Below are 13362 nucleotides of genomic sequence, written 5' to 3' on the forward strand. Positions count from 1 at the left end.
TTGGACTTACGGCGAACCCTATTGACAGTCGCCGAACCCCCGCTTAGCGTCGCCCCGACATTTTTGGGTCTTCCCCGGATCCAATTGCGACCCCTTGCGACCCCCTTCGTCCCCGTTGGAGTACGCACATGAGCACAACCACGGACGCCTCCGCTCCCCCCGCCTCCCGGCGCCGGTCCGGCCCCTGGAAGATCGCCACCGCCTCGATGATCGGCACCAGTGTCGAGTGGTACGACTTCGGGATCTACGCGACGGCCGCCGCCCTGGTCTTCCCCGAGCTGTTCTTCCCCGAGATGAACCACGCGCTCGGCACCCTGATGTCCTTCGCGACCCTGTTCGTCGGCGCGCTGGGACGCCCGCTCGGCGCGATCGTCTTCGGTCACATAGGCGACCGGTACGGCCGCAAGAAGGCACTCATCTGGTCGATGACCCTGATGGGCTCGGCGACCGTCTGCATCGGCCTGCTCCCCGGATACGCCTCCCTCGGCGTCGCCGCGCCGATCCTCCTGGTCCTCATCCGGATGACCCAGTCACTCGCGGTCGGCGGCGAATGGGGCGGCGCGGTGCTCTTCGCGGTGGAGCACGCGCCGCCCCGCCGCAAGGCCTTCTTCGGCTCTTTCCCGCAGATCGGCGACGGCGTCGGCTACTTCCTGTCCACCGGCGCGTTCGCCCTGACCTCGCTGCTGGGCCACCACGCCCTGGTGAGCTGGGCCTGGCGCGTCCCCTTCCTGCTCTCGGCCGTGCTCGTCCTCGTCGGCCTGGTCATCCGCTCCTCCATGGACGAGTCGCCCGAGTTCGAGGCGGCCCAGCTCTCCGCCGAGTCGGAGAGCAAGGAGGCCGCCCCCGTGGTCGGCGTCATCCGCGACGCCTGGCGGACCTGGCTGCTCGCCACCGGGGCCTTCCTCATCACCGTCGGCGGCTACTACATCGTCGTCACCTTCATGTCGAGCTACGCCGTCACCACGCTCGGCTTCACGGACGCGCAGACGGCGGCCGCCGGCACGGCCGCGTCGGTCGTCGTCATCGTGTTCACGCCGCTCAGCGCCCTGCTCGCCGACCGGTTCGGGCTGCGCAGGGTGACGCTCGTCGGCATCCTGCTGCACCTCGTCGTCGCGTTCCCCATGTTCTGGCTCGCCGACACCCGGTCCACCGCCGGGCTGTGGCTCGCGATGTGCCTGCCGATGCTGGCCAGCACCATCGCCTACGCCTCCCTGGGCACCCTCGCCTCTGGCTGGTTCGCCCCCCGGGTCCGCTACACCGGCCTGTCCATGAGCTTCCAGACCGCGGGCCTCCTCGGCACCCTCGCCCCGGCCGCGACCAGCTGGCTCTTCTCGGCCTTCCACGAGTCCTGGACCCCGGTCGCGGTCGCCTTCGCGGCCATGGCGGCGATCAGCGCGGTCTGCCTGGTCGCCTGTGCGCGCGGAACGGAGGGCGAGACCGCCTGACCGGGCGTGGCGGGTGAGCGGGCACCGCCGGCGGGCCGGGCCTTCCACGTGCCGTGGCGCGGGGCACACATGACCATGAGGGGGTGATGTACTAGTGTTATCTCGACATCGAGATATCTGGCGAGGCGCACCGCGGCCGTCATCCAGTAAGGGTTACCTGACTTAGCCTTACCTTAGCGGATCGGGCGGGTTGGCGTGGCGGCAGGATGCGGTGGAACGCGCACATCAATGAAGGAGACTGTCGTGTCGGCGAACAGCTTCGACGCCCGCAGCACGCTGCAGGTGGGCGACGAGTCGTACGAGATCTTCCGGCTGGACAAGGTCGAGGGCTCCGCGCGCCTTCCCTACAGCCTGAAGGTGCTGCTGGAGAACCTGCTCCGCACGGAGGACGGCGCGAACATCACCGCCGACCACATCCGTGCCCTCGGCAGCTGGGACTCCCAGGCCCAGCCCAGCCAGGAGATCCAGTTCACGCCGGCCCGCGTGATCATGCAGGACTTCACCGGCGTGCCCTGCGTGGTGGACCTCGCGACCATGCGTGAGGCCGTGAAGGAGCTCGGCGGCGACCCCGCCAAGATCAACCCGCTGGCCCCGGCCGAGCTGGTCATCGACCACTCCGTCATCGCCGACAAGTTCGGCACCAACGACGCGTTCAAGCAGAACGTCGAGCTGGAGTACGGCCGCAACAAGGAGCGCTACCAGTTCCTGCGCTGGGGCCAGACCGCCTTCGACGAGTTCAAGGTCGTCCCGCCGGGCACCGGCATCGTCCACCAGGTGAACATCGAGCACCTCGCGCGGACCGTCATGGTGCGAGGCGGGCAGGCCTACCCCGACACCCTCGTCGGCACCGACTCGCACACCACCATGGTCAACGGCCTCGGCGTTCTCGGCTGGGGCGTCGGCGGCATCGAGGCCGAGGCCGCCATGCTCGGCCAGCCGGTCTCCATGCTCATCCCGCGCGTCGTCGGCTTCAAGCTGACCGGTGAGCTCAAGCCGGGCACCACCGCCACCGACCTCGTGCTCACCATCACCGAGATGCTGCGCAAGCACGGTGTGGTCGGCAAGTTCGTCGAGTTCTACGGCGAGGGTGTGGCGGCCACGAGCCTTGCCAACCGCGCCACCATCGGCAACATGTCGCCGGAGTTCGGCTCCACCGCCGCGATCTTCCCGATCGACGGCGAGACCCTCAACTACCTGCGCCTGACCGGCCGCAGCGAGCAGCAGGTCGCGCTCGTCGAGGCCTACGCCAAGGAGCAGGGCCTCTGGCTGGACCCGACGGCCGAGCCCGACTTCTCCGAGAAGCTCGAGCTGGACCTGTCGACGGTCGTCCCGTCCATCGCCGGCCCGAAGCGCCCGCAGGACCGCATCGTCCTCGCGAACGCCGCCCAGCAGTTCGCCCACGACGTGCTCAACTACGTCTCCACCGCCGACGAGGCGGGCGAGGAGTCCTTCCCGGCCTCCGACTCCCCGGCCGTCCACCCGAACGGTGCCCCGTCCAACCCGGTCCTGGTCACCGCCCCCGACGGCACGACCTACACCCTCGACCACGGTGCGGTGACGGTCGCGGCCATCACCTCCTGCACCAACACCTCGAACCCGTACGTCATGGTCGCCGCCGCCCTGGTGGCCAAGAAGGCGGTCGAGAAGGGCCTGACCCGCAAGCCGTGGGTCAAGACCACCCTCGCCCCGGGCTCGAAGGTCGTCACCGACTACTTCGACAAGGCGGGCCTGACGCCGTACCTCGACAAGGTCGGCTTCAACCTCGTCGGCTACGGCTGCACCACCTGCATCGGCAACTCCGGCCCGCTGCCGGAGGAGGTCTCCAAGGCTGTCAACGACCACGACCTCGCGGTCACCTCGGTCCTCTCCGGCAACCGGAACTTCGAGGGCCGGATCAACCCGGACGTCAAGATGAACTACCTGGCGTCCCCGCCGCTGGTCGTCGCGTACGCCCTCGCCGGCTCCATGAAGGTGGACGTCACCAAGGACGCCCTGGGCACCGACCAGGACGGCAACCCGGTCTACCTGAAGGACATCTGGCCGACCGAGGCCGAGGTGAACGACGTCGTCGCCAACGCCATCGGCGAGGACATGTTCAACAAGTCCTACCAGGACGTCTTCGCGGGCGACGCCCAGTGGCAGTCCCTGCCGATCCCGACCGGCAACACCTTCGAGTGGGACGCCGAGTCGACGTACGTCCGCAAGCCCCCGTACTTCGAGGGCATGCAGATGGAGCCGGCCCCGGTCACCGACATCGCCGGTGCCCGCGTGCTCGCCAAGCTGGGTGACTCGGTCACCACCGACCACATCTCCCCGGCCGGTGCCATCAAGGCCGACACCCCGGCCGGCAAGTACCTCACCGAGCACGGTGTGGAGCGTCGTGACTTCAACTCCTACGGCTCCCGCCGAGGCAACCACGAGGTCATGATCCGCGGCACGTTCGCCAACATCCGCCTGCGCAACCAGATCGCGCCGGGCACCGAGGGCGGCTACACCCGCGACTTCACCCAGGCGGACGCGCCGGTCTCCTTCATCTACGATGCCTCGCGCAACTACATCGAGCAGGGCATCCCGCTGGTCGTCCTGGCCGGCAAGGAGTACGGCTCCGGCTCGTCCCGCGACTGGGCCGCCAAGGGCACCGCGCTCCTCGGCGTCAAGGCCGTCATCGCCGAGTCGTACGAGCGCATCCACCGCTCGAACCTCATCGGCATGGGCGTCCTGCCGCTCCAGTTCCCGGAGGGCCAGAGCGCCGAGTCCCTCGGTCTGACCGGTGAGGAGACCTTCTCCTTCGCGGGCGTCGAGGAGCTCAACAACGGCACCACGCCGCGCACGGTCAAGGTCACCACCGACACCGGTGTCGAGTTCGACGCGGTCGTCCGCATCGACACCCCCGGTGAGGCCGACTACTACCGCAACGGCGGCATCATGCAGTACGTGCTGCGCAACCTGATCCGCAAGTAGGCGGCAGCGCACGACGGACGAGGGCCGCATTCCCGGGCGACCGGGGGTGCGGCCCTCCGCCGTACCCGTGCCGCGACCGCCGAAGCGCCCTCAGTCCGGCGGGATCTCCGGGACGTCGAGCTCCGGGAACTTCGGCACGGCCAGCTCCGCCCAGATCACCTTGCCCGTGGGCGTGTACCGGGTGCCCCAGCGCTCGGACAGCTGCGAGACCAGGAACAGACCCCGGCCGCCCTCGTCGGTCGTCGCGGCGTACCGCAGATGCGGCGAGGTGCTGCTGCCGTCGGACACCTCGCAGATCAGCGTGCGGTCGTGGATCAGCCGTACGTGGATCGGCTCGGAGCCGTACCGTACGGCGTTGGTGAGCAGCTCGCTCAGCACCAGCTCCATGCCGAAGCCCAGCTCCGACAGCCCCCACTCGTCGAGCTGGGCGGACACCGCGACGCGCATCCCGGACACGGACGCCGGGTCGCAACGGACGTCCCAGTCGGCGACCTGGGAGGCCGGCAGCGCCCTCGTGCGGGCGATCAGCAGGGCCACGTCGTCCTTGGGGCGCTCGGGCAGCAGTTCCTCCAGCACCGCCTGGCAGCTCGCCTCCGGCGACCGCCCCGGCCGGCCCGCCAGCGCACGGCGCAGCAGCTCCATGCCGACGTCCAGGTCACGCCTGCGGTCCTCGATGAGCCCGTCGGTGTACAGGACCAGCTGGGTGCCCTCGGCCAGCTCCAGCTCGATCGTCCGGAACGGCATCGCGCCCAGGCCCAGCGGAGGCCCGGCCGGCAGCTCCGGATAGGTGACGGAGCCGTCGGGATGCACCAGCGCGGGCGCCAGATGCCCGGCGCTCGCCATCACGCAACGCCGGGTCACCGGGTCGTAGATCGCGTACAGACAGGTGGCGCCGACGATCTCCCCGCCGTCCTCCATGCGGGCCTCGTCCTGGTCGATGCGGCCGACCAGGTCGTCGAGATGGCCGAGCACCTCGTCGGGCGGCAGGTCGAGCGTGGAGAAGTTGTGCACCGCGGTCCGCAGCCGGCCCATCGTCGCGGCGGCGTGCAGCCCGTGTCCGACGACGTCGCCGACGGCCAGCGCCACCCGGCTGCCCGACACCGGGATCACGTCGAACCAGTCGCCGCTCACACCCGACTGGGCCGGGAGATAGCGGTAGGCGACCTCCAGGGCACTCAGCTCGGGCAGCGCGCGGGGGAGCAGGCTGCGCTGCAGGGTGACCGCGAGGGCGTGCTCGCGGGTGTACCGGCGGGCGTTGTCGATGCTGACCGCGGCCCGGGCCACCAGCTCCTCGGCGAGCGAGACCTCCTCCTCGTCGAACGGCTCCCGCTTGGAGCGCCAGAAGTTCGCCATGCCGAGCACGACCCCGCCGGCCCGGATCGGGGCGGTGATCAGCGAGTGGATGCCGTACTCCACGATCTGCCGGGCCCGCTCCGGGTCCTGGACCTGCCAGCCGACGGCGGACGACAGGTCGGGCACCAGCTCGGAGAGCGCGGAGTCGTAGCCGCGCGCCTGAGGGGTGGAGGGCAGGAAGTCGATCAGCCGGCCCAGTTCGTAGAGCGGATGGTCGTCCCGGATGCCGTGCACGGTGACGCGTCGCATGTCCGTCGCGGACGGGGCCGGCTCGTCCCCGTGCAGCACGCCGTCCGCCAGGTCCACGGTCACGAAGTCGGCGAAGCGGGGCACGGCGACCTCCGCCAGCTCGTCGGCCGTGCGGACCACGTCCAGGGAGGTGCCGATGCCGAGGCCCGCGTCGTAGAGCAGCTCCAGCCGCTCCCGGGCCAGTTCCGCCCTGCCGGACAGCGCCTGGAGCTCGGTGGAGTCGCGGAGGGTCACCACGGTCCCCTCGGGGCCTCCCGCGCGGTCGGTGGGCCGCTGGTTGACCGCCAGCAGCCGTCCCCCGGCGAAGTGCACCTCGTCGCTGGCCTCGCGCCCGGAGGTGAGCAGTTCCAGCATGCCGGCGTCGAGGTCCGGCAGCTCCCGCAGGTGCCGTCCCTCGGCCTCCGGCGGCAGCTCCAGCAGTCTCTTGGCCTCGTCGTTGGCGAGCAGCAGCCGACCGTCGGCGCCGACGATCAGCACGCCCTCCCGCACCGAGTGCAGCACCGTGTCGTGGTGCTCGTACATCCGGGTCATCTCGTCCGGGGCGAGGCTGCGGGTCTGCCGCCGCAGCCGCCGGCCCACCAGTGCCGTCCCGCCGGTCGAGACCACCAGGGCACCGGCCCCGGCACCCAGGATGATCGGCAACTGTCGGTTCATCTGGTTGCTCACGTTCTCGACCTTGAGCCCGGCGGAGACGAGGGCGACCACCTTGCCGTGAGGGTCGTCGACGGGGACGGTCGCCTGCACCTCGTGGCCGAGCGGGCCGTGCACGCTCTCGGTGTAGACCTTGCCGGCCAGCGACGGACCGATCCGGCCCACGAACCGCTCTCCGATCTTCCCCGGCATGGGGTGGGTGTAGCGGATGCCCCGGGTGTTCATGACGACGATGAAGTCGACGTCCGCGGCCTTGCGCGCCGCCTCCGTGAGCGGCTGGAGCACCTTGCTCGGATCGGGGGTCCGCAGCGCATCCAGGACGCCCGGAGAGTGCGCGAAGGTCTGCGCGACGGCGATGGAACGGCGCTTGGCCTCGGTGCTGGTGTCGCGGTCCGACTGCAGGACGAGGGCGATGACGGCGCACACGACGAGCAGCACCACCAGGGCCACCTGCAGAAGGAAGACCTGCCCGGCGACGCTGCGCGGGCTCTTGCCGATCACCGAGCGCCATGAGACGCGCCTGAGTCGGCCGAAGAGGTCCGACATGTGGCATTTGTAGCACGGGCGCATGCTGGTGGCCATGGTCGGCCCGGGATGCGGGCGGGGTTTTGGAGCCGGGGCGCGGGGGCCTCGGGCGCTCCCGTGGCGCGTACGCGTGGCCTGCCGTCGCATTCCGCGCCGGTCGCACACGCGTCTCGCGGGCTGTGCGGGTGGCTCTGGGCGGACCCGGTGGGCGGTGCGCACCGGGTCCGCGAGCCGGGCGGGTGAGGGGGGTTGGATCCCCGCCCGGGTGGTGAGGTTCCTGCGCGTGCCGACGGCTTGGACGCGTGGCGCGCGACAACGTTATCTCATGGTCTGTACATGACTTTACCGCGGCAACCGACAACGATGTCAACTCACTTGAGGTCACCCGACCGGGTGATCCCGGGGTGGCCGCCGGGCGATCACCCTGTCTGCCCGCGGAGCCACCCCCGCCCTCGCGGGCGCCGCCACACGACGACGGGGCGGGCCCCGCGAGGGACCCGCCCCTTCTTGGTGCCCGGAGACCGTCAGGCCAGCAGTTCCACCTCCGCCAGCGTCGACGCGCCGCTCAGGACCAGGCGGTACTTGGTGTACGAGCCCGGTGCGGCGACGGTGAACGCCCGGGTCTGCCGGTCCCAGGGGAACGCCTCCCCGGTGCGGCGATCCAGGGTCTTCCACGTCGTGCCGTCGGTGGAGCCCTGCAGGGTCCAGCCGGCCGGCGCCTTCGTGTGGTCCGCCGAGGAGGTCAGCGTGTACTGGACGGCCTTGACGGCACCACCGGTCGGCAGGTTCACCGAGGTGACCGTCGCGCTCGTCGCCGACGTGTTGTCGAAGAGGGCGCCGTCACCCGACAGCACGTCCGCGCGCGGCGTCGGCACCTTGTCGTCCTGGGTGATGGAGACCGGGGCCGCGTTCTTGCCCGTGCCCCAGGCGGACGGCTCGGAGCCCATGGCGAACTGCAGTACACCGCCCTTTTCCAGAATCCGGTGGGGAAGCGACGTGGACCTCCAGGGGCGGCCGTTGAACATCACGCTCTGCACGTACACGTTCTTCGCGTTGTTCGCCGGTGCCTTGATGACGAGGTCCCGGCCGTTCTCCAGGTGCACGGTCGCCTTCTTGAAGAGCGGGGAGCCGATGGCGTAGTCACCGCTGCCCATCACGAGCGGGTAGAAGCCCAGCGAGGAGAACAGGTACCAGGCCGACTGCTCGCCGTTGTCCTCGTCGCCGTGGTAGCCCTGCCCGATCTCGCTGCCCGTGTAGAGGCGGGAGAGCGCCTCGCGGACGTATCCCTGCGTCTTCCAGGGCTGCCCGGCCGCGTCGTACATGTAGATCACGTGGTGCGCGACCTGGTTGGAGTGGCCGTACATGCCCATCCGGACGTCCCGGGCCTCGGTCATCTCGTGGATGACACCGCCGTAGGAGCCGACGAACTCGGGCGAGGCGGTCTCCGGGGTGGAGAAGTACGTGTCGAGCTTCTCCCCGAGTCCGGCGCGGCCGCCGTACAGGTTGGCCAGGCCCCGGCTGTCCTGCGGGGCGGTGAAGGCGTAGCCCCAGCCGTTGGTCTCCGTGTAGTCGTAGCCCCACACGCGCGGGTCGTACTTCGTGGAGTCCAGGCGCCACTTGCCCTGGGCGTCGCGGCCCTGGAAGAAGCCGGCCTGGGAGTCGAAGAGGTTCACGTAGTCCCGGGCGCGGTTGAGGAAGTACTGCGACTCCTCCTGGTAGCGCTTCACGCCGGTCCTTTTGTACAGCGCCTCGCCCATCTTGGCGATGCCGTAGTCGTTGACATAGCCCTCCATCGCCCACGACAGGCCCTCGTGCGTGTCGGTGCTGGTGTAGCCGAGGAACGGCGAGGTGCTCATGCCCTTGCGGCCCACGCCCGACGCGGGCGGCACGACGGTCGCGTTCTTCACGGCCGCGTCGTAGGCCGCCTTCGCGTCGAAGTCCACGCCCTTCACGTACGCGTCGGCGAACGCCACGTCCGAGGAGGTGCCGGTCATCAGGTCGGCGTAGCCGGGGGAGGACCAGCGCGAGGTCCAGCCACCGTCCTTGTACTGCTGCACGAACCCGTCGACCATCTCGCCGGCCTGGGACGGCGTCAGGAGCGAGTACGCCGGCCACGTGGTCCGGTAGGTGTCCCAGAAGCCGTTGTTGACGTACACCTTGCCGTCGACGATCTTCGCGCCGGTGTGCGTCGGGGTGTCCGGGCCCGGCATGGGGGAGAAGGGCGAGGCGTAGCGGTACTTGCCGGCCACCTTCTCGAAGCCGGAGTTCGGGTACAGGTACAGCCGGTACATGCTGGAGTACAGGGTGGTCAGCTGGTCCGGGGTCGCCCCCTCCACCTCGACCCTGCCGAACAGCTTGTCCCAGGTCCGCTGGGCCTGCTGCTTCACCGTGTCGAAGGAGGTGCCGTCCGGGATCTCCTGGCGCAGGTTGTCCTTGGCCTGGTCGATGCCGATGAGCGAGGTGGCCAGGCGCAGCGTGACGGTGTGGTCGGACCCGGCGGCGAAGCGCAGGTAGCCCTTGACCCCGCTGGACGAGCCGGCGGTCACCGGCTTGTCGAACTCGCCGTACACGAACAGCCGGGTCGCGCCCGTCGACAGCCCCGACTTCACGTCGGAGTAGCCGGTGACGATCCCGTGCTCCTTGTCCAGGGTCAGGCCCGCCTGCTCGGTGACGTTGTCGAACAGCACGCTCGCGTCGTCGCCCGGGTAGGTGAAGCGCAGCGCGGCCGCGTGGTCGGTGGGCGTCATCTCCGCCTTCAGACCGTTCTCGAACCGGACGCCGTAGTAGTACGGCCGCGCGGTCTCGTTCTCGTGCCGGAAGGCCAGCTCGCGCGCCTCCCGTCCGGTGTCCGGGGGGCCGGCCGCCGCGGACGGCATCAGCTGGAAGGTCTGCCGGTCGCCCATCCAGGGGCTCGGCTCGTGGCTCGCGCTGAACGCCTGGATCGTGGGCAGGTTGTCGTCGTTGTTCGCACGCGCGTACTCGTACAGCCAGCTCAGCGAGGACGCGTTGGTGACGGGTGTCCAGAAGTTGAAACCGTGCGGGAGGGCGGTCGCCGGGAAGTTGTTCCCGCGCGAGAAGCTGCCGCTGGAGTTGGTGCCGCGCGTGGTCAGCGCGTAGTCCGACAGGTGCGCCTTCGGCTTCTCGGGCGCCACCGGACGGATTGCCACGTCGTCGATCCAGCCGCGGAACTTCGCCGGTCCGTTCGGCGAGTCGTACGCCACGAGGATCCGGTCGACCGTCTTGCCGGCCGCCACCGAGCCGATCGACGAGGTGACGTCGTTCCACTGGTTGGTGTACAGCACCTTGGCCGCGCCCTGGCCGCGCGGGGTCAGCGGGAAGCCGTGCTGGTCGCTCGCGCCGAGGTCGCTGAGGAAGGTGCCGTCCGTGAAGGCCAGGTCGACGGAGACGTTCGTGGCGTCGTAGTCACGGTCGCCGTCGGCCATCGACGGGAAGACGCGGTACGCCAGTTGCGTGTCGGCGGCCACCGGCACGTTCACGTCGAAGACCTTGTTGTACGAGTACGCCCGCCCGTTCGCCGTGTGCCGGCCGGCGTAGCGCAGCGCCCGGGTGCCGGTGAAACCGGCCCGCGCCTTGGCCGTGGGCGAGCCGCTCGGGCCCTTGTCGACCAGCGACAGCATGTCCTGGGGCACCGGGCCGCCCGTGCCGCCGGTGGAGAACTGCACATCGGCCAGTTGCAGGATGTCCGACGCGCCGTTGTTCTTCGTCACCTCCAGCCGGAAGTGCTGGTATTCGGCCGGTTCGGCCAGGTCGTACGACTTCGTCTGGAACCGGTCCGGGAAGGACTCGCCCGAGCGGGTGTCGACCGTCTTCCAGCCCTTGCCGTCCGTGGAGCCCTCGAGCGTCCAGTCCTTCGGGTCGCGCGCGTCGTAGTCGTTGGCCGAGGTGAGCGCGTAGGTGACCAGCTTGACGGGCTTGTCCAGGTCGAACTCGACCCAGCCGGTGGGCTCGAAGGTCAGCCACTTGGTGCCGGGCTCGCCGTCGACGAGGTTCTCCTTCACCTCGCCCGCGCCCGAGTTCTCGCCGCTCGCCCGGACCTCGGTCACATGGTCGGTGACATTGCCCGGGATGCCGGTGCTGTAGCCGCCGTCCACGCCGGAGGCGCGTTTGCCGCCGTCCGCGCCCGTGTCGACGGTGTTGAGCCAGTCGGGCGCCGGATCGCCCGACTCGAACGAGGATGCGAACTCCCCGCCGGCTGCCGGGGCCTTGGCGGGCAGGGCGACGGCCGCGCCCTGTGTGCCGACGGCCATGACAAAGGCGGCCGTGAGCACGACCGCCGGACCGTATCTGTGCCGAGTTCTCCGCTGCATCTACGGATTCCCCTCCTGCACTCCGCTGTGGACAACGTTGTCAACTCTGCTGCGCAAGGAACCAGTAGGTCGTCAAGTGGCCCTTGGTGTCAAGGGTGTTGGGTGTGGCATTCAGGGGCCTATGTCGGAAATATTTCGCGCGGAGCGCGAATGGCTCGTGGAAATTTCCGTGAGGTCTCAACTCGGAAAAGACCACTGGGGAACCTTGCATTCGATCTTGCTCAGCTGGCGGGAAGTGGACTATACCTGTCGGCGTTTCCTGCAAGACCCAGCACTACCCGACCGCGGTGCCGGGGAGGATCCGGTTCACCGCCTGAGTCCTGGAGAAGGCGAGGACTTGAGCATGGGATCCACCACCCCTGGGAACCACGGTTCCGAAGGTGTAGGCCGCCGCGATCTGATCAAGCGGTCCGCGGCACTCGGCCTGATCGCGGTACCTGGGCTGACCGCCCTTTCCGCCTGCGCGAGCGGCGGAGGGGACGGCGGCAACGACGGCAACTCCGCCAAGGGCAAGACGTCCAAGTCGAACCCCTTCGGTGTGGAGAAGGGCGGCAAGCTCGACGTCGTCGTCTTCAAGGGCGGCTACGGCGACGACTACGCCAAGGCGTGGGAGGCCGACTTCAACAAGAAGCTCGGCGTCACCTCGACCCACACCGGCACCCAGGAGATCACCGGCAAGCTGCAGCCGCGCTTCAACGCCGGCAACCCGCCGGACATCGTCGACGACTCCGGTGCCCAGCAGATCAAGATCGACGTCCTGTACAAGAACGGCAACCTGCTGGACCTCTCCGAGGTCCTGGACGCGCCGGCGGTCGACGACCCGAGCAAGAAGGTCCGCGACCTCATCATCCCGGGCACCCTCGACGCCGGTTTGCAGGAGGGCAAGATCGTCGCCCTCAACTACATCTACACGGTGTGGGGTCTGTGGTACTCCGGCAAGCTCTTCAAGGAGAAGGGCTGGGAGGAGCCCAAGACCTGGGACGACTTCATCGCCATCTGCCAGGACGCGAAGAAGCAGGGCATCGGCGGCCTCGCCCACCAGGGCAAGTACCCGTACTACATCAACGTCGCCATCATGGACATGATCGCCAAGAAGGGCGGTCTGGACGCCATGAAGGCGATCGACAACCTTGACCCCAAGGCGTTCGTGGGTTCCGAGGCGGCGCAGGCGGGCATCGAGGCGATCTACGAGATCGTCGAGAAGGGCCTGTTGATGCCCGGCACCAACGGCCTGACCCACACCGAGTCCCAGACCCGCTGGAACCAGTACAAGGCCGCGTTCATCACCTGCGGCTCCTGGCTCGAGAACGAGCAGCTCAAGCAGACGCCGACGGACTTCGACATGAAGTTCATGCCGATGCCGCTGCTGCCCGACAGCAAGCTGCCGTTCGAGGCGATCCGGGCCGGTTCCGGCGAGCCCTTCGTCATCCCGGCGAAGGCCAAGAACCTGCCCGCGGCCAAGGAGTTCATGCGGCGCATGCTCTCCAAGGAGTGGTCGACGCTGTTCGCCAAGGAGGCCAACTCCCTCACCATCCTCAAGGACGGTGTCGACCCGAGCGTCCAGCTGCGTCCGGGCACCCAGTCCACCGTCGAGGCGTCCAAGGCGGCCGGTACCAACACCTTCCGCTACCTGTACACCGAGTGGTACAGCGAGATGGGCACCGCCATCGAGGCGGCGTCCAACGAGCTGATGGCCAAGCGCATTCAGCCGAAGGAGTGGCTGAAGCGGTGTCAGGCCGCGGTCGACAAGCAGGCCAAGGACCCTGCCTCCAAGAAGAACCACCGCGACTGATCTCGCTCGACTCGACCGGATTCCGGGCCGGGGATTCCCCGGCCCGGTACGGGACACC

Annotated in this window: 5 protein-coding genes; 3 read left to right on the plus strand and 2 right to left on the minus strand. The window is 69.2% G+C overall.

From position 1 onward, the window contains the following. Positions 1 to 128: 128 nt before the first annotated feature. Both ACWD5D_RS01010 and acnA read left to right on the plus strand, forming a co-directional pair. A complete protein-coding gene (locus ACWD5D_RS01010) occupies positions 129 to 1445 on the plus strand; it encodes an MFS transporter (RefSeq protein ID WP_451370653.1) in 1317 nt (438 codons plus the stop codon). Between the two features lie 243 nt (positions 1446 to 1688). Beyond that, a complete protein-coding gene (gene acnA, locus ACWD5D_RS01015) occupies positions 1689 to 4406 on the plus strand; it encodes an aconitate hydratase AcnA (protein WP_451370654.1) in 2718 nt (905 codons plus the stop codon). A gap of 90 nt (positions 4407 to 4496) precedes the next feature. Here acnA and ACWD5D_RS01020 read toward each other — a convergent pair whose 3' ends face one another. After that, complete coding sequence (locus tag ACWD5D_RS01020) at positions 4497 to 7205, minus strand: SpoIIE family protein phosphatase (protein ID WP_451370655.1); 2709 nt, start codon at positions 7203 to 7205, stop codon at positions 4497 to 4499. A 503-nt stretch (positions 7206 to 7708) separates the two neighbouring features. Continuing rightward, positions 7709 to 11512 carry a GH92 family glycosyl hydrolase gene (locus ACWD5D_RS01025; protein ID WP_451370656.1) on the minus strand — a complete coding sequence of 1268 codons (3804 nt, stop codon included), beginning with the start codon at positions 11510 to 11512 and terminating at the stop codon, positions 7709 to 7711. 343 nt (positions 11513 to 11855) lie between these two features. Here ACWD5D_RS01025 and ngcE point away from each other — a divergent pair, with 343 nt between their 5' ends. Further along, positions 11856 to 13304, plus strand: a complete 1449-nt coding sequence (ngcE, locus tag ACWD5D_RS01030; RefSeq protein WP_451370657.1) for an N-acetylglucosamine/diacetylchitobiose ABC transporter substrate-binding protein — start codon at positions 11856 to 11858, stop codon at positions 13302 to 13304. Positions 13305 to 13362: the final 58 nt, after the last annotated feature.

The organism is Streptomyces sp. NPDC002520 (assembly GCF_053595235.1).